This window comes from Adlercreutzia equolifaciens (genome assembly GCF_029076695.1).
Lineage (GTDB): Bacteria > Actinomycetota > Coriobacteriia > Coriobacteriales > Eggerthellaceae > Adlercreutzia > Adlercreutzia equolifaciens_A.
Genome location: NZ_JARFIK010000001.1, coordinates 714,831 through 738,449, shown reverse-complemented (window position 1 = coordinate 738,449; position 23,619 = coordinate 714,831). Strand labels below are relative to the sequence as shown.

The 23,619-nt window shown below is 62.2% G+C and carries 20 protein-coding genes and 2 tRNA genes; 9 read left to right on the top strand and 13 right to left on the bottom strand.

Annotated elements, in window-relative coordinates:
* Positions 1 to 11: 11 nt before the first annotated feature.
* The 4 genes from PZH32_RS02850 to PZH32_RS02835 all read right to left on the bottom strand — a co-directional run bounded on the left by PZH32_RS02850 (position 12) and on the right by PZH32_RS02835 (position 4,269).
* Positions 12 to 755: a hypothetical protein gene (locus PZH32_RS02850; RefSeq protein ID WP_275206122.1), complete on the bottom strand. Its 744-nt coding sequence runs from the start codon at positions 753 to 755 to the stop codon at positions 12 to 14.
* Positions 756 to 767: 12 nt separating this feature from the next.
* On the bottom strand, positions 768 to 1,649 hold the full coding sequence (locus PZH32_RS02845; protein WP_275206121.1) for a phosphoribosylaminoimidazolesuccinocarboxamide synthase: 882 nt from the start codon (positions 1,647 to 1,649) through the stop codon (positions 768 to 770).
* 260 nt (positions 1,650 to 1,909) lie between these two features.
* Positions 1,910 to 3,463, bottom strand: a complete 1,554-nt coding sequence (locus tag PZH32_RS02840; RefSeq protein WP_275206120.1) for a sensor histidine kinase — start codon at positions 3,461 to 3,463, stop codon at positions 1,910 to 1,912.
* Positions 3,464 to 3,558: 95 nt separating this feature from the next.
* On the bottom strand, positions 3,559 to 4,269 hold the full coding sequence (locus tag PZH32_RS02835; protein WP_275206119.1) for a response regulator transcription factor: 711 nt from the start codon (positions 4,267 to 4,269) through the stop codon (positions 3,559 to 3,561).
* Positions 4,270 to 4,444: 175 nt separating this feature from the next.
* Here PZH32_RS02835 and PZH32_RS02830 point away from each other — a divergent pair, with 175 nt between their 5' ends.
* On the top strand, positions 4,445 to 6,043 hold the full coding sequence (locus PZH32_RS02830) for a Tat pathway signal protein (protein WP_275206118.1): 1,599 nt from the start codon (positions 4,445 to 4,447) through the stop codon (positions 6,041 to 6,043).
* An 88-nt stretch (positions 6,044 to 6,131) separates the two neighbouring features.
* On the opposite strand, the gene PZH32_RS02825 is transcribed toward PZH32_RS02830, so the two are convergent.
* Positions 6,132 to 7,394, bottom strand: a complete 1,263-nt coding sequence (locus PZH32_RS02825) for a glycoside hydrolase family 3 protein (RefSeq protein ID WP_275206117.1) — start codon at positions 7,392 to 7,394, stop codon at positions 6,132 to 6,134.
* A 9-nt stretch (positions 7,395 to 7,403) separates the two neighbouring features.
* Positions 7,404 to 7,538: a hypothetical protein gene (locus PZH32_RS02820; protein ID WP_275206116.1), complete on the bottom strand. Its 135-nt coding sequence runs from the start codon at positions 7,536 to 7,538 to the stop codon at positions 7,404 to 7,406.
* A 302-nt stretch (positions 7,539 to 7,840) separates the two neighbouring features.
* On the opposite strand from PZH32_RS02820, the gene PZH32_RS02815 reads away from it, so the two are divergent.
* Positions 7,841 to 8,503 carry a cytochrome c biogenesis CcdA family protein gene (locus PZH32_RS02815; protein WP_275206115.1) on the top strand — a complete coding sequence of 221 codons (663 nt, stop codon included), beginning with the start codon at positions 7,841 to 7,843 and terminating at the stop codon, positions 8,501 to 8,503.
* A 24-nt stretch (positions 8,504 to 8,527) separates the two neighbouring features.
* Positions 8,528 to 9,367: a TlpA family protein disulfide reductase gene (locus PZH32_RS02810; protein ID WP_275206114.1), complete on the top strand. Its 840-nt coding sequence runs from the start codon at positions 8,528 to 8,530 to the stop codon at positions 9,365 to 9,367.
* Between the two features lie 128 nt (positions 9,368 to 9,495).
* Here PZH32_RS02810 and purB read toward each other — a convergent pair whose 3' ends face one another.
* Positions 9,496 to 10,845 carry an adenylosuccinate lyase gene (gene purB, locus PZH32_RS02805; RefSeq protein WP_275206113.1) on the bottom strand — a complete coding sequence of 450 codons (1,350 nt, stop codon included), beginning with the start codon at positions 10,843 to 10,845 and terminating at the stop codon, positions 9,496 to 9,498.
* Positions 10,846 to 11,060: 215 nt separating this feature from the next.
* Between purB and PZH32_RS02800 the strand changes: the two genes are divergently transcribed.
* A tRNA-Ser gene (locus PZH32_RS02800) sits at positions 11,061 to 11,151 on the top strand.
* A gap of 340 nt (positions 11,152 to 11,491) precedes the next feature.
* Here the strand turns inward: PZH32_RS02800 and PZH32_RS02795 are convergent.
* The 4 genes from PZH32_RS02795 to PZH32_RS02780 all read right to left on the bottom strand — a co-directional run bounded on the left by PZH32_RS02795 (position 11,492) and on the right by PZH32_RS02780 (position 15,562).
* Entirely contained in the window at positions 11,492 to 11,854 is a 363-nt protein-coding gene (locus tag PZH32_RS02795; protein WP_275206112.1) for a guanylate cyclase, read from the bottom strand.
* 257 nt (positions 11,855 to 12,111) lie between these two features.
* On the bottom strand, positions 12,112 to 13,284 hold the full coding sequence (locus tag PZH32_RS02790; RefSeq protein ID WP_275206111.1) for a 4-(cytidine 5'-diphospho)-2-C-methyl-D-erythritol kinase: 1,173 nt from the start codon (positions 13,282 to 13,284) through the stop codon (positions 12,112 to 12,114).
* Positions 13,281 to 13,817, bottom strand: coding sequence for a tRNA adenosine(34) deaminase TadA (gene tadA, locus PZH32_RS02785; RefSeq protein WP_275206110.1), 537 nt, complete (start codon positions 13,815 to 13,817; stop codon positions 13,281 to 13,283). Before tadA ends, PZH32_RS02790 begins: the two co-directional genes overlap by 4 nt.
* A gap of 125 nt (positions 13,818 to 13,942) precedes the next feature.
* Positions 13,943 to 15,562 (bottom strand): FAD-dependent oxidoreductase, encoded by a 1,620-nt coding sequence (locus tag PZH32_RS02780; protein WP_275206109.1) that lies wholly within the window; start codon positions 15,560 to 15,562, stop codon positions 13,943 to 13,945.
* Positions 15,563 to 15,806: 244 nt separating this feature from the next.
* Here PZH32_RS02780 and PZH32_RS02775 point away from each other — a divergent pair, with 244 nt between their 5' ends.
* Positions 15,807 to 17,450 (top strand): LuxR C-terminal-related transcriptional regulator, encoded by a 1,644-nt coding sequence (locus tag PZH32_RS02775; protein WP_275206108.1) that lies wholly within the window; start codon positions 15,807 to 15,809, stop codon positions 17,448 to 17,450.
* A 35-nt stretch (positions 17,451 to 17,485) separates the two neighbouring features.
* Positions 17,486 to 17,573, top strand: a tRNA-Ser gene (locus PZH32_RS02770).
* Between the two features lie 270 nt (positions 17,574 to 17,843).
* Here PZH32_RS02770 and proC read toward each other — a convergent pair.
* Positions 17,844 to 18,668 (bottom strand): pyrroline-5-carboxylate reductase, encoded by an 825-nt coding sequence (gene proC / locus PZH32_RS02765; protein WP_275206107.1) that lies wholly within the window; start codon positions 18,666 to 18,668, stop codon positions 17,844 to 17,846.
* Between the two features lie 294 nt (positions 18,669 to 18,962).
* Positions 18,963 to 20,654, bottom strand: coding sequence for an FAD-dependent oxidoreductase (locus PZH32_RS02760; protein ID WP_275206106.1), 1,692 nt, complete (start codon positions 20,652 to 20,654; stop codon positions 18,963 to 18,965).
* A 207-nt stretch (positions 20,655 to 20,861) separates the two neighbouring features.
* Between PZH32_RS02760 and PZH32_RS02755 the strand changes: the two genes are divergently transcribed.
* The 3 genes from PZH32_RS02755 to PZH32_RS02745 are packed head-to-tail and all read left to right on the top strand — an operon-like array spanning position 20,862 to position 23,375.
* A complete protein-coding gene (locus PZH32_RS02755) occupies positions 20,862 to 22,355 on the top strand; it encodes a response regulator transcription factor (RefSeq protein WP_275206105.1) in 1,494 nt (497 codons plus the stop codon).
* A 28-nt stretch (positions 22,356 to 22,383) separates the two neighbouring features.
* Entirely contained in the window at positions 22,384 to 22,557 is a 174-nt protein-coding gene (locus PZH32_RS02750) for a hypothetical protein (RefSeq protein WP_275206104.1), read from the top strand.
* 53 nt (positions 22,558 to 22,610) lie between these two features.
* A complete protein-coding gene (locus PZH32_RS02745; protein WP_275206103.1) occupies positions 22,611 to 23,375 on the top strand; it encodes a helix-turn-helix domain-containing protein in 765 nt (254 codons plus the stop codon).
* Positions 23,376 to 23,619: the final 244 nt, after the last annotated feature.

Sequence of the window (23,619 nt, the reverse complement as noted above, 5' to 3'; positions counted from 1 at the left end):
CTTGCACTTCCCTACTTGGATTCGTCGGCCTGAGCGGCCTTCTCGGCAGCCTTGGCCTCCTTGGCGGCCTTCTTCTCGGCCTGCATCTTCTCGCGGTTGGACAGGCGGAAACCGCTGCCGAAGAGCCCGCGACGCTGCGGCTTGACCGGCGGCTCGTCGGAGGCGTCGGTCTCCGGAGCCTCCTGGGACGACGCGCCCTTCTTCGGGGCGGCATGGCGGTTCTGGTTCTTGCCCGAGCCCTTCGGCTTCACCGACTGTTTAGCCTGCTGCACGCGGCGCGCCTGCTTCTCGGCCTTGGCGTTCTTCTCTTCCTCGGCCAGCATGCGCTCCTGGTAGGCCACGCGCTCCTTCTTGATGACCACGAAGTCCAGAATGAAGGCCGCGATGATGAACACATAGGCCAGCACCAGGATGACCACGCCCGCCGTGGGAGGCATCCAGGACTGGCCCACGAAGGACAGGGTGGTGCAGCCGATGGCCGCAACAAGCAGCACCCACCACAGGATGCGCATGCGCTTGTAGCGCGGCGTGTCGGGCTTGTAGTACTTGCGCTCGATTTCGCGCTGCTTCTGCGAAGCCTCGCGACGGGCCGCCTTCTCGGCCGCCTTCTTCTGCTCGGGCGTTTTCTTCGCGGACTTCACCGTGACCGACGAGGCCGCTTTCGACTTCGGCTTGGCAGAAGCGGCGCTCTTGCGGGTGACACCGCGGCGGTCTTCGGACTGATAGCGCTCGTTCATGGGGTTACGCTGTGACATTGAGAGAATCTCCTAGAAAGTGCTGGGGTCGAATTTCTTGCCCGTGATCAGCTCATAGGCCTGGATGTACTTGGCGGTGGTGGCGTCGATGACTTCCTGGGGCAGGCGCGGGGGGTTGCCCTGCTTGTCCCAGTTGGCCGTCAGCCAGTCGCGCACGAACTGCTTGTCGAAGCTAGGCTGGTCGGCGCCCTCCTCGTAGGCATCGCCGGGCCAGAAGCGCGAGGAATCCGGCGTGAGCACCTCGTCGGCCAGGATGATCTTGCCGTCGATGACGCCGAACTCGAACTTCGTATCGGCAATGATGACGCCGCGCTCGGCCGCGTGATCGCGAGCCGTGGTGTACACCTTCAGGGCCAGATCCCGCAGCGCCGAGGCATCCTCCTCGCCGATGATCTCCACCAGGCGCTCGTAGGAGATGTTCTCGTCGTGGTCGCCAATTTCCGCCTTGGTGGAGGGGGTGAAGATGGGCTCGGGCAGCTTCGAGGAATTCACCAGGCCCTCGGGAAGCTGGATGCCGCAGACGGTGCCCTCGCGCTGGTACTCCTTCAGGCCGCTGCCGGCCAAATAGCCGCGCACAATGCACTCGGCCGGGAACATGTCGGCCTTGCGCACCAACATGAAGCGGCCGCGCAGCTGGTCGGCATAGGGCTGGAACTGCTCGGGCAAATCGGCCACATCGGTGGAAATAAGATGATTGTCCACCACGCCGTCCAGAAGCTCGAACCAGAACTTCGACAGCTGCGTGAGCACCTGGCCCTTGCAGGGAATTTCATCTTCCAGCACGTAATCGAAGGCCGAAATGCGGTCGGTTGCCACCAGCAGCAGCGAATCTCCCAGATCGTACAGATCGCGAACCTTGCCCTGCGCATCGGGGGCGATGTCGATTCCCGTCATGGACACCCTTTCCACTTGTGAGCTTCAGGCTCGAAACACCATGGTCGAGCCCCATTTTTGCGTACCGTCCATTATGCCACAAAGGAACGGACGCCGAAGGCGGCACCGCCCTGCGGGCGAGGATTCAGCACGGGGAACCCATCGAGCGGCGACGCGATCCCGCTAGCCCTGCCAACAGCACGAGCCCCGCCAGCAAAAGACGGGACTCGCCAAGGATGAAAGTGATGACGGCAGCGGCTCACGGCCGCCGCGCCAAAAGCCTAGCGGCTCTTCTTGGTGCTGGTGCGCTTCTTGCCGGAGCGGCCTGCGCGCTTCTGGGCATCTTCGTCGTACAGAGGGATGTGGATGGTGAAGCAGGCGCCCTTGTCTTTCTCGCCTTCCACCTGCACCCAACCGCCGTGACGATCGACAATTTCCTTCACCACGGCCAGACCCACGCCCAAGCCGCCGCTCTCGCGATTGCGGCCGGCGTCGGCGCGCCAGAAGCGCGAGAACACCATGCGGGCCTCTTCCTTCGAAAGGCCGATGCCCGTGTCCTTGACCGCGATGGAGGCCATAATGTCGCCCTTGCGCACGCTGACGTTGATGTGGCCGCCCTCGGGGGTGTAGCGCACGGCGTTGGAGATGAGGTTGGCTGTGGCCTGGCGAATCATGTCGGCGTCGCCCACCACCATGACGTCGGGCTGGGCGTCGTACTCCAGGGTAAGGCCCGAGTCGGAGACGAACATCTCATGGGTAGCGATGATGCCGGCGATAAGATCGCCCACGTTCACCACTTCTTCCTTCATGGGCTCGGCGCGGTTTTCCAAACGCGAAAGCTTGAGCAAGGCGTTAACCAGGCGCGACAGGCGCTGGATTTCGGAATTCACCGTGACCAGGCGCTCTTCGTCGGCCTCGTAGACCCCATCGACCATGGCCTCTACCGTAGCCTGGATGGCCATAAGCGGCGTGCGCAGCTCGTGGGCCACGTCAGTGGTAAGCCGCCGCTCCAGATCGCGGTCCTTCTCTACCGATTCGGCCATGGCGTCGAAGGTTTCACCCAGGCGGGCCACCTCGTCCTCGCCCGTTAGGTTAGTGCGCGCCGACAGATCGCCCTCGCCGATGGCGCGGGCCGCGCCCATGATGCGGTTGATGGGCGCCACCAAGTTGCGCGCGAAGAGGAAGCCGATGCAGGAGGCCAGCACAATGGCCACGCCTGCGGCAATGAACATAGCCTGATAGGAGTTGTCCCGGAATTCCTGATCGGGCTGGCGCATAAGCGCCTCGGAGCCGTACACCCACAGGCGCACCTTGCCCACCACTTTGCCGTCGACCTTGATGTCGGCGATGGCCACCTGATCGCGCTCGGCAGGCTCGAAGGACTTGAGCGTGCCCGCCTGCTCCTCATCGATGACAATGGAGGAGTCGAAGGGGGTGCCCCCCTTCATATCGGTGACTTTCACGCCGATGCCGCTGGTCATCTCCGTGGCTTGAGCTGCGGGCTTCGTGGTTTCCGGGGCCCATAAGTCGCCCGTCTCCTCGTAGATGGCGGCGATGCGATTGGCCGTGGTCTGGCAAAGGGTTTCCATGTTGTCGGCCGTGTAAGTGCGGAAGTGCTGCTCCCATACGAAGGACACCACACCGATAGCTACCAACGCCGTCATGGCGGCAATAAGAGCAAAAGCCAGGGTAACGCGGGTGGTATAGGAGAAGCTGGACCAGCGAATAAGGCGCTTGCGCTTCGTTTTGCGCGTCGACGATGCCGGCGACGGCGCGCCGAGCGTCGACTCATCGGCGGTTTCCAAGATGCGGGGCTTCGCTTCGACGTCAGTCATGGGGCTCCTTCAAAGACGCGCGGGGCACCGAAGGTGCTCCCATAAAAAGGGGCGGCCTTACGCCGCCCCGCAGAAACAAGGGATTGGGGCTGCGCTTACTGCCCCGACTTGGTGGGATCCTCGAAACGATAGCCCACGCCATGCACCGTGTGGAGCCACTTGGGGTTGCGCGGATTGTCGCCAATCTTGGCGCGGAGGTTCTTCACGTGCGAGTCGATGGTGCGCTCGTAGCCCTCGAAGTCATAGCCGAGCACCTTTTCCACCAGCTCCATACGAGAGTACACGCGGCCCGGGTAGCGGGAAAGCGTGGTGAGCAGCTTGAACTCGCTGGCCGTAAGATCGATTTCCTCGCCGGAGACCAGCACCTTGTGGCCGGACACGTCGATGGTAAGCTCGCCGAATTCCAGCACTTCGCGCTGGGGCTCGGAGTCGGCGTGCACGCGGCGCAGCAAGGCGCGGGCGCGGGCCACCAGCTCGCGGGGGCTGAAGGGCTTTACCAGGTAGTCGTCGGCGCCCAGCTCCAGGCCGATGATGCGGTCTTCGACCTCGCCCTTGGCCGTGAGCATGATGATGGGCACATCCGACGTGTCGCGAATGACGCGGCAGACGCGCTCGCCCGGGACGCGGGGCAGCATAAGGTCGAGAATGACCAAGTCGAAATGGTGCTTCTGGAACTCTTCCAGGGCGTCCTGGCCGTCACCGACAGCCGTGACCCAGTAATTCTCGCGCTCAAGATAGGCCGTTACGGCGTCACGAATGGCCTTCTCGTCCTCCACCAGCAGAATGCGGCGTGTCTCATTGCTCATAAAAGGCTCCTCTGGTTCGTTTGCATTGCCTTGGGGCGCCCAAGCAGAAATTGATACTGACCTGCGGTTATTTCCCGTTGTCGGTATATATCAGCCCGGCGGTCGTGTTTGCGTTTATTGTAGCGTTTAGGCCGCAGCGGTCGCCGAGGCGTATGCGAAATGACACAATACACCCATGCCACAGAAAAGAACTCCGCGCGCCCGTTCCGGGTCGTCCCAGCGCCCTGCTCGTCGATCCGCCGGCGCCTCATCCCATAGCTCGCTACCTACCGCTCGCCCCTCTGCCGCCCGTCCCTCCGCGAAATCGCGGCGCGTCGGCACGTCGGCGTCGTCGATCGATGCCGCCACCTTGCGCCACGCTGGCGCTTCCCCCAAGCGCCGTACCGCCCCGTCCGAGGGCAAGGCCCTGTCGCTTCCCGGCGGTCACGAGGTGCTTCTCACCCGCCGCCACTTCCTGTACGGCGCCGCGGGACTGGCCACGCTGGCCGCCCTGGGCGGAGCCACCGCCTACGCCAACAGCCACGCCAAGGGGTCCGACGACCTGAACGTGCTCACCGTGCCCGAAGACGCCGTCTACGACTCCCAGAACCTCGAGCAGGTGGAGGACGTCGACTCCGTGGCCACCGTGGTGACCACGGCCAAGCTGCCCTACGGCACCCTGCTGTGGTCGAGCGACGACGAGACCGCCGTCTGCCTGCTGCCCACCGAAACGGCCAAGCCCCTGGCCCAAGTGGGCATTCTCTCCCTGGACTCCGGCACCTGTACCACGGTGCTCGAGCACGCCGTGGGCGAGGACGAGGGCTTCGAGATCTACGACGTACGCGGCAACGCCTCGGGCATCATCTGGACCGAGGCCGACATCATGGACGGCCTGTGGCGCGTCTACGCCGCTAAAGTGAAGGGCGACGGCCTGGGCAAGAAGCGTCTTTTGGACGAGGGCGATGTCAACTGGGAAATGCCCACCTTGGCCGTGGCCGGCAAGTACGGCTTCTGGCAGCGGCTTCCGCAGCTGAACGGCGAGGCTCGCGTGGAGAACTCCCTGCTCAAGCGTGCCAAGTTCGGCTCCAGCGAGGCCGAGGTGGTCTACGAGTCCCAGGGCCGTATGGCCTGCGCCCCCAGCTCCTGCGGAGACGCCGTCGTCATCACGCCCCGCGCCCGCACCAGCGGCACCTACTATCAGCTGACGAAGATCGACGGGGCCTCCGGCACCGTCACCGACGCCTGCGTGCTGCCCACCTCCATGAAGCCCATGGAGTGCAGCTACGGCCCCACAGGCTTCAACTTCGCCTTCGAGGCCATTTACAACTACGGTGACGGCATTGCCAACTTGGGCACCTACATGCCCCTGACGCCGGTGGAGGCCCAGGTGTCCGCTCCGGCCCCCGAGCCGGAAGACACCGCGGAGGCCGATGGCGAGGCCACCATTGCAGCCAGCGCCACCCAGGCCCACTCCATCTCCGTCGATCAGGCCAACGCCGCAACCCAAGCTTACAGCGACACGCCCTGGTTCCGCTACGCGCGCACCCCTATATCGGCCCCCTGCTGGTGCGGGAACTGGCTCATGATCAAGGGCAGCACCAATATGTGCCTGGTGAACATCGACGAGAAGAAGTTCGCCGCCCTGCCCCTCGAGGAAGGCGCCGATTCCTACAAGGACTTCCTGGCCTCATCGGGCATGGGAAAGCGCGCCGTCACCTACAGCAGCGTCAACCACACGCCCATCAACGGGGAAACCGAGAAGTGCTGCAAGGTGCGCGTCTGGGAGACGAAGTAACAGCGTCCAGCGGACTGGGCCCTTGCGGGGCGCCAGGGATCGGACATTGCGAAAGCGCACGCAAGCTCTGTCTGGACTGCCGGCGCCCTTAGAGCCCCAGGTACTTCGCCTTCGCCGTCAAAATGCGCGTCACCGACTGGTCGATGCGCTCTTCGGTAAGTTGCTCGGCGGCCACGGCATCGAGCACCCCTTGATAGGCTTCGGAGAAGTTCTCGGGCATGAGCGGCATATCGCAGCCGGCTTGCAGGGCGCCCACGGCGGCCTCGGCCGCGTTGTAGTGATCGGCGATGGCCCCCATGCTCAGCGAGTCGGTCATGACGATGCCTTGGTAGCCCAGCTTGTCGCGCAGCAGCTCCTGCACCACCTTCGCCGACAGCGGCGCGGGCGTGTCGTCGCCGATGACATTCGGCAGGCTCAGATGGCCCACCATAATAAGCGGCACGCCGGCCTCAATGGCCGCCTGGAAGGGCACGAGATCGACTTCTTCCAGCTCATCAACGGTTTTTTCGATAGTAATCGACCCGTCATGGCTGTCGCCGGCGGCAGCCCCGATGCCCGGGAAGTGCTTCGCGCAGCACAGCAGACCTGCGCTCTCGAATCCTTCCACTTCGGCCCGCACCATATCGGCAGCTACCGCCGGGTCGCTGGAGAAGGAGCGCAGCCCCATGGTGTCGCTGCGCGAGGGGTCCACCACATCGGCCACGGGAGCAAAATCAAGGTTGAAGCCGAGCGGCTTCAAGTAGCCCGCCAGGGTCTCGGCGGCCTGCTTGGCCGCCGCTGCGTCCCCGCCGCTGCCCAATGCCGAGGCATCCCCGACGTCTTCCACGCCGAACGCCTCGTTATCGGCAATGCGCACCACGCTGCCGCCCTCTTCGTCTACGCCCAAGAAGGGAGCAACGTTGCCGTCCTCTTCGTAGAGCTGCTTCACGTTGGCAAGCATGTCGGTGGTTTGCGTGGGCTCGAGCAGATTCTGCGCGAAGTACACGATGCCGCCCACGGGCCAGCGGGTCACGCCCTCGTGGGTCATCTCCCCCGCTTGTGTGACCTGGGAAATGTCCTCCACCAGCGCTTCCGGCGCCACCATGAACAGCTGGGCCACTTTCTGCTCGAGCGTCATGGCCTTCAGCCGATCGGCCACCACTTGGGTGTAATCTTCAGCCGCGGCGCCGTCTGCAGCCGTATCGTCCGCTGCGGCATCGCCGGGAGCCGCTGCATTGTCGAAGGTGGTACCGCCGCCCGATTCCGTCGAAGCGCTTTCATCGGCGCAACCGCCCAGCACAAGCGTACCGCCGGTCAGAGCAGAGAGCCACAGGAAGCGACGACGAGTGAGCAGCTTGGAAAAGGAGCTCATGATGCCCCCTTAGGCCAGGGCGTTCAAGAAGACAAGCAGGGCAAGCAACAACAGGGCTGCCGCCTGGACAAGATCGAGCGCCCGGCGCGTAGCCGCTTGGCGCTGCTGGAGAAGAGGAGCTGCAGCCCCCAGAAGATTTCTCATAATGCGTCCTTTGCCTCGTGCGATTGGGGATATTTGCAAAGTGTCAGCCCAGCATACGGCACCTTTTCTTTTTTTGCAACGATCCCAGCAGAAAACTCGTGCCCAGAGGGAGCGGAGCTCGGCCCTGGGTTCATGTAACAATCGCGCTTCTCGTTGATCATTCCCTTTCGCAAGAAGCGCGCCATGGAATAATATTTGGATCGAACCTGCCCCCGCGGGCGCCGTCGCGAAACGGCTGCCGCAAGCCAGGGGCAAAACCATTATCGCAAACCGACGTCACCCCAGAAGGAACGGGCATTTACATGGAATTTCTCATTACTTTCCTGGAAGGCATTATCACCTTCGTATCGCCCTGCCTTCTGCCCATGATCCCCATCTACGTCACCTACTTCGCCGCGGGTGAGGAAGTGCGAACCCCTGTGGTGCTGCGCAACGCTTTGGGCTTTGTGCTCGGCTTTACCCTGGTGTTCATTGCCATGGGAGCTCTGGCCTCCAGCGTGGGGGCCTTTTTCATCGAGTACCAGACGGCGGTTAACGTAGTGTGCGGCCTGGTAGTCATCGCCTTCGGTCTGTACTTCCTGGGCTTCATCAAGATCAACCTGTTCCACGGGCGGCAGAACCCTCTGGCCGGACGTCAGCTGGGATTTTTCTCGTCCATTCTGTTCGGTGTTGTTTTTTCCATTGGATGGACCCCCTGTGTCGGCGCCTTTTTGGGGTCGGCGCTTATGTTGGCCTCGCAACAAGCCTCGGTGGTCAAAGGGATTTTGCTGCTGTTGTGCTACTCTGCTGGCCTGGGCATTCCTTTTGTGGCGGCGGCCGTGCTCATCGACAAGCTGAAGGGCGCGTTCAACGTCATCAAAAGCCATTACGATATCATCAACAAGGTATGCGGCTGGTTCCTGGTGCTCGTGGGCGTGCTCATGGCCACCGGACTGCTTGGCGGGTTCCTCCGTCTGTTAAGCTAGCCGCCTGAAAGAAAGGTTGTACCTATGACCGACAACGACAAGAGCACCGGCGCCCCGTCGGAAGGCGACGAGCTGAAAGAGGCCCTGGCGGAAGGCGAAGCCGAAGAAGAGGCCAAACTGAGCGAAGGCTCCGACAAAACTCCGCAGGAGCGCGGCGAGCAGGTGGGCGAAGCCCTGGAGGCGGCCCGCGCCGAGGAAGCCGCCAACGACGCTACCCCGGCAGGCCAGACCAGCGACCGCAAAACGCACCTGCGGGTCATCATCGCCGTGGTGGCCTTCGCGGTGCTGCTGGTGGGAGCCGGCATTGCCTACAGCGCCCTGGCGCCCCAGGCCGAGCCCGGCGTCGAAGTGACGGGAACCAACGCCGCCCAAAGCACCGAGGTGGAAGCGACCAACGACTCCACCGACGCGGGCAGCGAGGGCGAGGGGGCCAATGCCACCACGCCGGCCCCCGACTTCTCCATGACCGACGCCGAGGGCCATACCCTGAAGCTGAGCGACTTCCGCGGCAAGCCCGTGCTGCTGAACTTCTGGGCCAGCTGGTGCGGTCCCTGCGCCAGTGAGATGCCCGACCTCCAGGCAAGCTGGGAGGTCAACCGCGAGGACGTGCAGTTCGTCATTGTCGATATGGTTGGCATGAGTGGCGAGACTGAGGAGACCGCCAAGGCCTTCCTCAGCGAGAACGGCTACACCTTCCCCGTCTATTTTGACAAGAACAGCAGCGCTGCTGCCGCTTTCGGTGTGAGCGGCGTTCCGCAGACCTACCTCATCGACGCCGAAGGCAACATCCTCGGCGGCTACATGGGCGCCATGAGCCCTTCGGTGCTCTCCGAGGGCATTTCCATGCTCACCGCACAGAACTAACCCGCCTCGTCAACCAGGGCCTCATCGCCCCGAGACAACCAATGCGCCCCGTCCGCGAAACAGCGAACGGGGCGCATTTTGCAGGTATCGAAAAGGACGCTCCTGGAGCATCTTGCGAAAGCGGAAACCTAGAACTCCAGATCCTCCAAGCGATCGAACACGATGTCCTTGCGGGTGAGGAAGTCCCAGGGGTCGAAGATCTCGTCGAGCTTCTCGGCCGAGAGGAGCGCCATGGCCTCCTCGTCGGCCTCCAGACGCTGACGATAGGTGGGGCCGTCCACGGCGTTCTGGATGTCCTCCCACACCTTCATGGCGTTGCGCTGCACGATGACGTAGGCGTCCTCACGGGAAATACCGGCATCTACCAGGGCCAGCAGCACCTTGCTGGAGAAGATGAGACCCTTGGTGCGCCACAGGTTGTGCTCCATCTTGGCGGGGTAGGTTTGCAGGCCGTCGAGCATCCACTGCATCTTGGCGAACATGTAGTCAAGCGCCGTGAAGCTGTCGGCCAGCACCACGCGCTCGGCGCCGGAGTGGCTGATGTCGCGCTCGAACCACAGGGCCACGTTATCGAAGGCCACCTGGGCGTTCGCCTTCACCACGCGGGCCAGGCCGCAGACGCGCTCGGCGGTAATAGGGTTGCGCTTGTGGGGCATGGCCGACGAGCCCTTCTGCCCCTTGGTGAACGGCTCCTCGGCCTCAATGACGTCGGATTGCTGCAGCAGGCGCACCTGCATAGCAATGGACTCCAGCGTAGAGGCGGTAACAGCCAAAGCAGCCATTACCTGGGCATGGCGGTCGCGGGCCAGCACCTGGGTGGACAGCGGGTCGGGAGTGAGGCCCATCTTCTCGCAAACGTACTGCTCGACGTAGGGATCGATGGAGGAATAGGTGCCCACAGCGCCCGAGATGGCGCCGGTGGCGGCCACAGCGCGGGCCTCCTCCATGCGGGTAAGCGCGCGCTTCAAGGCCCAGGCCCAGCTGCCGAACTTCATGCCGAAGGTCATGGGCTCGGCATGAATGCCGTGGGTACGGCCGACGCACAGCACGTTTTGGAACTCGAAGGCGCGGCGCTTGCAGGTTTCGCCCAAGCGCTTGATATCCTCGATGATGATATCGCAAGCTTGGGTGACCTGATAGGACAGGGCCGTATCGCCCAGGTCAGAAGAGGTCATGCCGTAGTGCACCCAACGGCTGGGCTTGTCGGCGCCCTCGGGAATGTCAGCGTCGATGTAGTTGGCCATGCAGGTGGTGAACGCGATGACGTCGTGATTCGTTACCTTCTCGATCTCGTCGATTTCCTCCACGGTGAAATCGGCATGATCGCGAATCCACTGGGCCTCCTCACGCGTGATGCCCGCCTGACCCAGCTCGGCCTGAGCCTCGCAGGCCAGCACCTCGATTTCCTTCCAGATGGCGAACTTGTTCTCGAGCTCCCAGATGTGGCCCATCTCCGGGCGGGTATAGCGACCAATCACGGACGTTCCTTTCCTCGCGCCCCGCGCTCCGCAACCGCCCTAGCGCGCATCGATGCTCGCCCTACGGCAGGCGCAGCCGCGAAAGCTGCCTGCTGCAGCCGCCGCACTTCCCCGAGCGCCGACGGCCGCTGCTTTTCCTTATTGCGTAGATTACCAAAAACGCCGAATTCTGCGTTGCGAAACCCCCAAGGGTCAGGTAAGATACAGCATTACGCGGAGGAGTGACCGAGAGGCCGAAGGTGCTCGCCTGCTAAGTGAGTATGCCCCACAAGGGCATCTAGGGTTCGAATCCCTACTCCTCCGCCACTTAAAATGCAACGCCCTCAGCCGAGGGCGTTTTTCATTGCTGGAACCCTCCGGGGGCCAGCTTCCTAAATTGGCCACTTTGGTTCCCTTTAGGCTGGCAAATTTAGGCGCTTTGGTTCCTCCTTTCCGTAAAACCCCTGATCAGAATTTTGCCTGCCGCAACACATGGGAACCAAATCCGCCGATTTTGGAACTAAATGGTTGGAAGGTGGAGGCGGTTAGCCAGGCGCGAGTCTCTGACAACCGGCAGCAAGCCCGAGCAACCAAATATGCAACGCCCTCAGCCGAGGGCGTTTTTCATTGTTGTGGCCCTCCAGGGGTTCGAACCCGCGAGGGGGGTCTATCGACTCCAAGGCCAACGACGCTTGGTGTGGGCTTCCAGGCGCTTCTGACGGTAGTGCGGGTTGTGCTTGAGGAAGCGATAGTTGCAGAAACGCGTGATGGCCAGGCCCACCAGCGTCACCGCCAGGAAGCTGGCGGTCAGATCCAGCACCGCCGAGGCGTGGTCGAAGAAGGCGTACACCGAGGCCAGAGCGAAAAACACGCTGAGACCACCGCACAGCCACGTGAACACCAGGATGAGCACTTCTTTGGCCCGGGCCGGAGAATGACGGTACGTGACCACCAGGTAGATAATGGCCGCCACCAGCGCCAGAAGCAGGGCAAGCGGCACCACGCGCGAAAGACGAGCGAGCAGTCCCATGGCGTCCTCCTTCTTTTAGTCCTCGGTGTCTCCCGTATTGCTGTTGCTATTCTAGCGGCTTTTCTCCGCCGCGCCGCGGGGCACGCGGGGAAGAAAGCGGCTTGTTACGCTTGCCCCCAGCTGCCAGGGAACTGCTGCGCCTGCCCGCCACGAGGCTGCGCCTGCACGGTTTGCCCGCGGCGCCGCCTGCACTACGGAATGCCACAGCGTTCGGACGATTGCGCGCCCGCACGGCTTCGCTCCCGCGGCGGAATACCCTAGCGCCCCGGCACCATGGCTGCGCGCAGCCCCGACAGATTCGTGGGGCGCGCCCACCACCCCTGCTTGCTGGCCTCCACGGCCAAGGCGCTGGCCTGGTCAAACGAGTCGACCAGCGCGAAGGTGGTGGATCCGCTGCCGCACAGCAGCACGTTGCCCTCCCCCACGCACTCGCCAAGCCATTGGCGGACGACGGCCAGCTCGGGCAGAAGCGCCTCGGCTGCCGGTCCCAAGTTGTTGGCCAGCACCAGCGACGCCGCATCCTCTGCCCGTTCCATAACCGACAAGGCACGTGCGTCTACTTCCTGGGGGTCTTCGTCGAAGCGGCGATAGCAGGCAGCCGTGGACACCCCTGCCTGGGGGCGCACCAGCACCACGGCCTGACGCGAAGGCGCCAAGGTGCGCACCTCGCGCTCGCCGACGCCCTCGAACAGGCGGCAGCCACCCTGCAGGAAGAAGGCCACATCGGCGCCAAGCCCCTGGGCAACTTCCAGAATGCGCGGGTCATCGACCGCAAGACCCCACTTCGACGCCAGCCCCACCAGCACCGCCGCGGCGTTGGACGAGCCGCCGCCCAAACCGCCCTGGGCCGGGATATGCTTCTCGATGCGCAGCGACACCTTCTCGGGAGCATCGCGACCCACCGTGCGCGCCAGGCGATCGGCCGCCTTGAAGGCCAGGTTGTCGGCCGTCGGCACGGTCAGGTCCTGGCCCGTGCGGTCGGACAGGTCGATTTCCACCAGCAGGTTGTCCGCCGGGCCGCCCACGGCCCGGGCATCCAGCAGCGCCGCTGCGCGCGGCACGCGGGCGCGAGCTGCGGCCGTCGCCTGCTCCGCCGGAACGTCCTGAGCCCGAGCGTCCTCTTCCGCTTGGGCCAAAGCCGCCTGAGCCTCGGCCAACTCCGCGGCCGTGCGCGCCAACTCGTCCTCGGAAAGCTCTTCCGCATGCAGGTACACCGTGTCGTGCAAGGCCAGTCCGTGCATGACCGTCTGCACGTCGTGGTAGCCGTCGTCGCGGCGCGGTCCCACCGCCAACACGAGGTTTACCTTCGCCGGGGATACCAACTTGGTGGAACCGGCCCCCAAAAACGTGCCCGCCGACCACTGGGCGTCCTTGGCCGCCGCCAGCAGGTTGACCTCCATCTCGCGATTGCGCTGCACGTTCTCGGTCATTGGCTTTCCTTTCGCTTCGCTCGCCGTGCGCGGAAGAACTCCTGCAGCAGGGCGACGCACTCCTCTTCGCAGACGCCGGCTTCGACATCGAACTGATGGTTGAGACGCTCATCGCGGTGCACCTGGTAGAGCGTGCCCGTGGCCCCGGCCTTCTGATCCGGGGCGCCGAACACGCAGCGGCTCACCCGCGCCTGGTGCATGAGGCCGGCACACATGATACAGGGCTCCAGCGTGACGTACACCGTACAGTCCGTGAGGCGCCAGGCATCCAGTACGCGAGAGGCCTCTTTCATAGCCAGAAACTCCGCGTGGCCCGCGGGGTCGCGATCGGTCTCACGACGGTTATGGGCCCGCGCAATAACCTGGGGTTCGGCCGTGGCGCGGCGCGTGGCGCGATCGATGGGCTCGTACACCACCACCGCACCGATGGGCACCTCGCCCATGGCGGCCGCGGCCCGGGCCTCTTCCAGGGCCAGCGCCATGTACTGTTCGTCGAGAAGCCGCTGCTCAGCGGCAGTACGCGTTTCGTTCATGAGGAGGATTATAACGAAACGAAGAGCACGGCCGGGGAGGGTCGGCCGTGCTCTTCGAAATCTCCGTTGGGGCGGCGCCCTCGCCAGGGCGCTCCCAAGGGATGGCAGGGGAATGAATGGGGGTCTTAGGCGTTCAGGATCTCGTCGGCTACGTAGGCGCCGGAGCCCAGGGCCAGACCCACCGAGGAGCCCTCGTTGGTGTAGTAGGGCACGCTGTAGACCGAGCCCTGGTCCACGCCGGCCACGTACAGGCCGGGGATGGCCTTGTTGTCCTTGTCCACGGCGCGCAGGTGGCTGTCCACCTTCACGCCGCCGTTGGTGGACCAGCAGCTGGGCACGTACTCGAAGGCGTAGAACGGCGGGGTCTTCACAGCCTTCAGGAAATGGGCCTCCTTGCCGTACTCCTCGTCGACGCCCTTCTCGCAGTAGCCGTTGTAGGCCTCAACGGTCTTCTCCAGCGCCGGCAAGTCGAAGGCCTCGGCAATCTCGGCAATGCTGTCGGCCTTCACGGCCCAACCCTGCTCGATGGCCTCCTGCAGATGCGCCTCACCGTTCTCGGGGGTCACGTTGTAGTAGCCCGCCTCCGGGCCGGCAATCCAGGCCTCGGGCTCGCCCAGATAGGCGTAGATGCCCTCGTTCTGCACCGCCTGGTAATAGTCGTCGTCCATGATGACGTAGGCCTTGCCGGCACGCAGCAGCGCCTCGCCGCCTACTGCCAGCGGGAACTGGGCAATCTTGCCTTCGCTGATGAAGCGCTCGCCCACCGGATCGGTGTAGAGGCCGCCGAACAGCCAGTAGCCCAGGTGCTCGTTGGTGTTGTGCCAATCCTCGGTGAAGGGGTTCGTGGTGGCCTTCGACACGGCACCGCACTCGTTGCCGAGCACGGCGAAGTTGCGGTCCCAAGCGCCGCCGGCATCCAGCACCATATTGATGCCCGTGCCGTCGGAGATGGTGCTGCCCAGGGGGAACACCGTGGTGTTCAGCTTCTCGATCTGCATCTCCTCGTTGCCGCCGAAGCCACCGGTGCACACCACTACGGCCGGGGCCATCACGTCGATACCAGCGTCGGTCTGCACGCCCACCGCCTTGCCGTCCTCCATGATAACTTTCTCGCCGCGGGTGTTGTAGAGGAACTCGCCACCGTTGGCCTCGATATCGGCCACGATGGGAGCCGTGCGCCCTTCGCCATCCTCCATGAAATAATGGCGGCCGCGGAAGCCCACGCCGTAGGTGTCGGGAATAAGCTCCATCTCGATACCCAGATCAAGCATGGCATCGATGGCTCCGCCCGTGTGAGCCAGGCAATTGCGCAAAAGCGCGCTGTTCACGCTGCCGCGCGAGAAATCGTTCATGTAGGTGAAAATCTGATCGAGCGGCACCGTGGCATTCTCCTGGGCCTGCAGCTTAGTCTCGCAGGCCGTGGGGCCACCGCACATGGAGAAGTTCGAGATAGCCGCCGAAGGACCCGCCTCGATGACCACGACCTTCTTGCCGCCACGAGCCAGATTCATGGCCGCCATGAGACCGGCCGCGCCCGCGCCGACGATGGCCACATCGCATTGCTTGGTCTCCGAGCCCTCCTTGCGCTTGATGCCCTCCGCGGGGGCCTCGCCTGTATCACCGAGCGGCTCGGCGGCGCCAGCATTCGAGGGCTGGGGGGCGCAGCCTGCCAAGCCCGCTCCAGCGGCCAGCGCACCGAAAGCCGTCAGCCCGAGAAATGCGCGGCGATTCATTGATGTTTCCATAGTTGATCCTCCTTGGTTTCCCTCCCGAAGCGGATGAATTGGTGCGGCAACCCCTGAGGTCGCGCCATTCCGCTCCTGGCGTTTTCAGCAAGACGCACTTTACGGAGCAAGGGCAGTTTGAACATCACCGCAACGAGAGGTGATGGCCTGGAACTGGGAAGACTTTGGTAAAATCACCGCGGTGAGGTGATGGCCGCCGAGCCGTTTTTGCCTAAGGTGGAAGGCAAAAGGGAGGGGGAACGCCATGACGCACAACGCCCACAGGGAACAAGACTCCGGCGCCGATCGCAAAGCCCGCGAAAAGCAGGACCCGTGCGAGAAACAGGGTCCGGACGAAAACCAGGCGCGTCGCACCAGCCCAAGTCGCACGGGGATGGTTCTGGCGCGGCTGGACGCCAACCTACCATTGCGCCTTCTAGGCTTCGGCCTCATTTATGCCTGGAGCACCTGCCTGTGGGAGATTCCGTTCATGGGAGACGGATCGCCGAGCACGCTCCAGGGCGGCGACGGCTGGCTCCTTTCGGCCGCGCTGACGCCTCTTACCTGTCTGGCCATCGCTCTCGCTGGTCGCACCCGCACTTTGGTCGACCGACGTTGGATAACCGTAGCTGCGCCGCTGCTGTGCTCGGTGGGCACCGTTGCGGTCTTGGGCGCCGAATCGACCGTTGGCACCACCAGGTTGCTGTGCGTGATCGCGGCTGGCATCGGCACAGGCTGCGGGCCCGCTTTGCTCGTCCTGCTGTGGACCGCGCTTTTCTCCAAGCTGGACATGGGCATTATCGAAACCGTCGTACCCGCGTCATTCGTGGCGACGCTGCTCTGCACCCTGGTTATTCCCGCCCTTGCGCCCGCTGTTAGCATGCCGCTTCTGGTGGCGCTTCCCCTTCTTTCGGGGCTTCTCTTCGCTTTGTCGCGCCACAGCTTTCAGGAGGGGCACATTGCGCCAGCCGAAAAGGAGTCGGCCGAGGCAGTCGGGCCAGTAAGCCTGCACGCCTTCGCCCGTATGCTCATCCTGGTGGTGATCGTCTACATTCTCGCCTGCCTGTCGGCGGCCGTCGTTGCCGTTCCGCTCTCCCCCACGGACGAGGCCTTTACCACCATGGCCGGCATGCTCTTCGCCATCGCCCTCTCAATATCCATCGTGCTTTTCGCACGCCGGGTCAATATCACCGCGCTCTACCGCTGGATCACCGTTCCCTTCGTAGTAGCCATGGTTGCCGCGCCGCTGCCTTTTGTCGAAGCAGCGGCTCTTTCGCGCGTGCTCATGAACGTGGTGTTCACGGGCATCGAGATCATCATCGTGCTCTACGTGGTGAAGTTGGCCCAGGTCACGCAGCGCCCTGCTGCTTTTTTCATTGGATGGGGCGAATGGGCCGGCTACTTCGGCGTGCTTCTGGGCTATGTGCTACTTGAGCCCTTTGCAGTGCAGCTAGCCACGAGTGACGAAAGCCTTTTTGCCTGCTTGGTAATTCTAGGGGCCTTCTGTCTAGCCTCGCTGCTGGTCCCCCAGGACGAGCGAGCCTTAACGGCGACGCGCGCCCAGACCGCAGTGGCGGAAACCGCGGGCCGCAACGCGCTACTTGACGACAGCGTTGCAGACGGTCGGGCCGCGATAGCGAACTCAGAAAGCGCCCCCGCACCCGTGGCATTCTCCTACGGCGCGGAGATGGACGCCATCCTGGCCCACCGCACCGCCGTGGCTCAGCGCTTTGGGCTATCAGCGCGCGAGACTGAGATTTTCCTGCTGCTGGCCCAAGGGCGCAGCCGGCCTTACATTCGCGATTCGCTGTATCTGTCGAAGAATACCGTGGCCACCCACATTCGCCATATTTACGAGAAGCTGAGCGTGCACTCCCAGCAGGAATTGATCGACCTAGTTGAGGAATAGCCCACCCGTTCGTTGTGGTATCCTGTTTTTCCTACGGAGGCATGGCCGAGTGGTTGAAGGCGGCAGTCTTGAAAACTGTTGTGCCGAGAGGTACCGTGGGTTCGAATCCTACTGCCTCCGCCAGAAACGACAAAGCCCCGGGGCATCCCCCGGGGCTTTTCTTTGGAGCTTCGAGCTGCCCATCCCGCCACGCTATACATCGCACGTCGGCGCACGCTTAAGTTCCCAAATGGCATCCTTTGGTACCCTGCTGCTTGCAAGAAGCCTTTCACCACCAGGGGAAACGCTAACCTAACGATACCAACGAGCCCCATTCTGGCAAAATCCAGGTACCAAACCCTCTCTTTCTGGAAGCAAAGACCAAACCTCTCAGCTCAGAGCCGCCCGCGTTCCCTATAGCTGCTGCGCCTTGCGCACGCAGGCGTCGACGGCGTTCATGACGCTGGCGCGGAAACCGCCCTCCTCCAGGGCCTTCACGCCCTGGATGGTGGTACCGCCGGGCGAGCATACCATGTCCTTGAGGTCGCCCGGGTGGCGACCCGCCTCCAACACCAGCTGAGCGCTGCCCGCCACGGCCGCAGCGGCGAACTCGTAGGCCTGAGCGCGCGGCATACCGGCGGCCACGGCGCCATCGGCCAGCGACTCGATGAACATGAACACGAAGGCCGGTGACGACCCGCTGACCGCACTGGCCGCGTCCATCAGGCGCTCGGGGATGACCACGGCGCGGCCGAAGCTGCTCATCAGACCGATGCAGGTCTCTTCGTCGGCCTCCGTAGTGCCCTCGCCTAGGCACACAGCGGTGCAGCCGGCATTCACAAGGGCTGGCGTATTGGGCATGCAACGAATGAGGCGCATCGTGGCCGCATCGCGGCCGAACAGGTCGGCGATGCGCTCCAGAGTAAGACCCGCGGCAATGCTGATGACCAGCTTGTCGCCAATAACGTCACGAACTTCCTCGATAACCTCAGGGAAGAACTGGGGCTTCACCGCCAAAACCACCACATCGGCCTGCTCGACCACGGTGCGGTTATCGGCCGTAACGACAATGCCGAACTCTTCGGCCTTGGCGCGGCGGGTGGCCCCGGTTTTCGCCGAGCCGATAATGTTGGCCGCAGTGATGGCCTCTTCGCCCGCGCCGAGCACCGTGCCCTCGCGCAAAAGACCGCCGATAATGGCCGTGGCCATATTCCCCAGCCCGATAAACCCAATGTTCATGGAAGCTCCTTCAGTGATAGCGCGTCGGCAGCAAAGTCAGCGAAAACCAGCCGAAGCCCGACGCCCATGCGGCTCGCAGCAAAAAGCTGCCCGTTTTGGTCTTTCGCCATTGTAGCGCAGGGAATATTCTCCTGCGGTTCGTTTACGACCGAAGGGGTTCTTTCAGCTGTGGCGCATACTGTTATCGGGATTTTAGATCGAACCTCGCCTGAAGGTTAATGCAACGAGGAACCGGCCTCACATGAAAAAGCGGAAGCCCGAAGGCTTCCGCTTTTCAGGGAGGGCAAAGAGGGACTATTCGTTTTCCGCAATGTACTTGCCGGTAAGATAGCCCAGAGTCAGGCACATACCATAGCTATGGCCCTCAATCATGAAGTTGTAGTTTCCAGCGAAGAGGTCTCCCGCCATCGAACCTACGTTGTACAAGCCCGGAATGGGGTTGTCGTCCTCATCGCATACTTGCATCTCCAAATTGGTGCGCAAGCCTCCAAGCACGGTAAAGAACGTGGGACGCACGGATTTGTTGCCGTAGAACGGCCCTTCCTCAAGAGCTAGCAAATAGCTGGGCGATTTATAGAACTCTGTGTCTTCGCCGTTCTTGCAATAGCCGTTGTACCGATCGACGGTCGCCAGGGTTTCCTCCGGAAGCTCGAGCTGAGCCACCAAATCCTCGACGGTGTCCGCTTTCCACATAGACCCGTTCTCCACCGCTTCTTCCCAGATGGCACGAACCTGCTCTGGGGTATAGGGCTCATCGTCCAAGCGTGCCGAGAAGGGATAGAACGGCTGCGCGAAATCAGCCCACGCATCGGGCCAAAGAGAGTACATTTCCATTTGCGGCTGATGAATCTGAACCATGGCAATCTGCGCCGCATTGCAGTCCTCGTTAATGAAGCGCTGTCCGCGGTTGTTCACAATCAGCCCGCGATGAGAGCCGTAGGGCTGATTCGAGGACATATCCATATACTGGATGTCCATGATCATGGCGCAGTTCGGGTACGTCTTCTGCCACGCCGCACCGACCCACAAACCCATCTTCTGGCCGCGCCCCTCATAGAGGCCGCCGAACTGCTGCCAATCATAGAGCTGGTAGTCGGAATCGCCCGCCATAACGGGAATAACCCACTTGCAGTACTTCTCCATCATCTCGCCGTCGGCAGAGAAGTCACCCGTTGCCAGCACGATTGCCTTTGTTCCCTCGAACTTTACGTACTCATCGTTTTCGTTCTTGGCAACCACCGCGGTAACGCGCCCCGTGTTCTCGTCTTCACGGATCAGCTGCTCAGCGAAATGCTTCCAGTAAATTTCTCCGTTGTCGTAACCCTGGATGTCCTCGGCAAGGGCATCGACGGCAAGTTGCTGACCCGACCCTGCAGCCGTAATCTCATCATTCACAAAGGAATGGGAGCCTACCTCCATGGCGTTGATGCCATCAACTGGATCGGTATTTCCCCGCTCGAGAATGGTCTGGATGTTGTGCTTTGCCAGCAGGTCGATCATCCAGTTCATGGTTTCCTCAGAATGGTTCCACCAGCGCATCCATTTATTCAGGTCGACGTTGTATCCCGAGCGCCACATTTCCTGCTTAAAGAAAGAGCCGGGATCGCGGCGCTCAATGCCAGCCGCCTCCATCACCTTGCTGTAAGCGGCGTGATTGGATCCGCCGCGCGAAACAGCCGTCTCGCTATCAGTCACTACGATAGTGCTGAGGCCCGCCTCGAGGGCCGAAAGAGCCGTGCACAGACCCGAGAAGCCTGCGCCTACCACAATGAGATCGGCTGAGTGGGTTTCGACAATGTCCGACTCGGGAATAGGGTCGGGGGCCGTTTCAAACGAATAGCCCGACGTTCCTTCCGAGGAGCCTGTTGCAGAAAGCTCCTTCTCCCCTTGTTTGCTGGGCGCGCATCCCGTAGCGCCCAGAGCTAGGCCCGTTGCCCCCAACGCAGCAGCGCCCGTAAGAAAATTGCGACGTGAAATGGATTTCATGGTTCCCTCCTATGGATCCTCCAGAATTGCCTGCAGCCCCATCCTGCGCCGATTCGCACCGCAGAACCAGCCACCTCAGAGGAGGGTCTTTCGCCAAATTGCCAAAACCCCCCTGCCAGGGGGGTCACTTGATCAGGCTTTCCCTTCTTTTCTGTACTACCATGAAACAGCGGCCTAACGTTTAAGCCGCTTTGGGAGGGAGAAGTCATGCGCGTCGCAAGTATTAGGGAGAAGGCTACGCAAGGCCTGCGAGAAAAAACTCCCGGCCTCGGCATTAGCCTCCAGGCCGTCAAAACGCGGCCGTCTCGCGTCGTGGCCTTTGGATTATTCTGGGCGTGGATTTGGCTGCTCTTTCAAGACTCCGAGCGACTCGCCCTCAGCGAATCAGCCTCGCTCCTTTTCACATTGCTTTACTACCTGCCACTTCTTTTTTACGCGTTGGGTTTTGCGGCTATTGGTCTCCTCTATCAAGTGAAGCATATCGTGCCGCAAGGGCCACGTTACGAACGAACACTCGCGACATTCGTTACCGCAGGAACCTTGCTCATTGTTGGCGGCTTTTGGCTTTACCCTCGATCGCCCTTGCTCGGAAGCATCTGCTGCATTTTCGGCTGCCTTCTTGCTGGCTCGAGCGCTGCCTTTCTTCATACGGAATGGGCGCGTCTCTTTGTATCCCTCGGAGCACGCGCCACTATCATTAGCTGCGTTTTCGCTACGCTCATTGCAGGGGCGTTTGTCATCGCAACCGAGTTGCTGCCCCTAACCGCCCTGTGGCTTCTTTTGGCGATACTGCCGGGCTTGAGCGCCTGTGCGCTCTTCCATGATCCGGCCTACCAATCTTCGCCGCGACACTCCGATGTCGCGACCACTGTATATGTTCCTTGGAAGCTCCTTGCTACTGCCTTCGTTCAGGGACTTTCCTTGGGACTCATAGCGGTGCTTTCGTCTTCCTTTGCCGACATTCCCGCTTTTGCCGCGACCATTGGCTATATGGTCGGTGCTCTTCTTATTCTGGGAGTTGTCCTGCTTTTTCGCGTCGACTACAACGCTTTCATCTATCGCATCGGCTTTCCCATCATGGCGGCAGCATGGCTCACCATCCTAGCCGTGCACTCTTTCGGTGCCTTCGGCGTCGGCGTTCATGCTATTGGCTATCGCTTTGTCGATCTGGCAATATGGTCGGTCACCATCTACATCATCAAAGACAAGCAACTGCCCACCAACTGGGTCTGCGCCGTCAACACCAGCGCACTGATGGCAGGGCAGTTTCTCGGTGTTGGCCTAGCGCTTTTGCCCACAACGCGACCCCTTCAGCCGCTGCAAGAAGAACTTTGCAACGGCTACGCTGCCGTAATGGTGCTCGTGCTTTTCATGGTAGCATTGCTGGTATTCAGTTCGAAAAACCTCAAGACCGGCTGGGGGCTCGTCAGGCCCTCCGACGAAACGGTCCCCGACGACCTTGTCGAAGCTTGTCGAACCTTGGGGGCCTACCGAAAACTCACCAGCCGCGAGACCGACATCCTTGTCTACCTTGCCCGTGGACGCAATCGGGCCTATATTTGCAACGATCTCGTCCTGGCTCAAGATACGGTTAAAACCTACATTCGCACGGTCTATCGCAAGCTCGAAGTGCACTCCCAGCAAGAAGTTATCAGCCTTGTCGAAAAACAGATGATGCAGCATGAGGAAAAAAGCGAGTAGCTGCAGCCCGAAACGAGGAGACGACGTCATGGAAGACATTAAAGCCAGCAATGGCACCATAGTCACGGAAGAGATGCTCGACGAGGTATGCGCAGCTCTTGATTCCGACAAATGGCCTGAAGGATGGTGCAACGTCGACGAGGCTCTCTTCGCAGCCCATCCTCAACCCGCCATTGATTCCGCACACCTGAGCGGTTCGTGACGAGGATGTCGCGCGCCTTTTATACTCGTTGCACCCCCTACGAAGGAGCTTCGATGATTCAACTTGCAGAAAACGTACGCGCGCTTCGCCTGGCCCGTCGGCAAACCCAAGAGGAAGTGGCACAGGCCCTTGGCATCACGCCGCAATCGGTCAGCAAGTGGGAGCGCGGCGAAGGGCTGCCCGACATCACCCTCCTTCCCGCCCTGGCTGCCCACTTCAGCGTCTCCACCGACGAGATTCTCGGGTGCGCACCCCCTTCGCGCACGCGCGACTATGCCACTATCAATGAAACCTGGCGTCTCCAGAACGACGCCGGACTCAACGCCGAAAACGTCGAGCTGATGCATAGCGCCCTGGAGCAATTCCCCAACGATGCCCTTCTTCTGGTTCAGCTGTCCACCTCGCTCGAGAAGGCCGGGAGCACCGCCGAAGAGCGCGCGAACAACTTGCGCGAATCGCTTGAGGTGCAGGAACGCATTCTGCGCCTGCCCGTTGACAGCGAAGTGCGCAGCGCCACCCTGTTCAACATCTGCTTTACCTACTGGAAGCTCGGACGTAAAACGCTCGCCCTCGACTGTGCTCGCCAACTGCCCAACCTCTACAAAGCGCGAGAAAATGCCCTCGTTACTTTCCTGGAAGGCGAAGAGCGTCGCGCCGTGGCCCTCGAGGCGCTCGAGGCCGTCATCTGGGTAGCCAGCCGGCATCTCAACGCCCTGGCCGATCTCGAGGAAGATGAGCGCTATCGCGAAAAGGCGCGCGCTGTTGAGGAGATTCTCAAGGACGCTGTTCGCCAGGGATCAGTCGAGAGCCAAAGCTAGAACCGGAGACGGAGCTCGAGCCGGAGACGGAACTGGAGACGGAAACGAAGCCAGCGCTAAAGCCGAAGCCAACGCTAGAGCCGGAGACGGAACTGAAGATGGGACCGGAGCCAAAGTCGAAGCCGGAACCGAAGACGAAGCCAGAACCGGAAACGGGGCCGAAGCCAGAGCCAAAGCCGAAGCCAGAACTGGAGACGGGGCCGACGTCGAAGCCGGGGCTTCGATTGGGACTAAGGCTCGGACT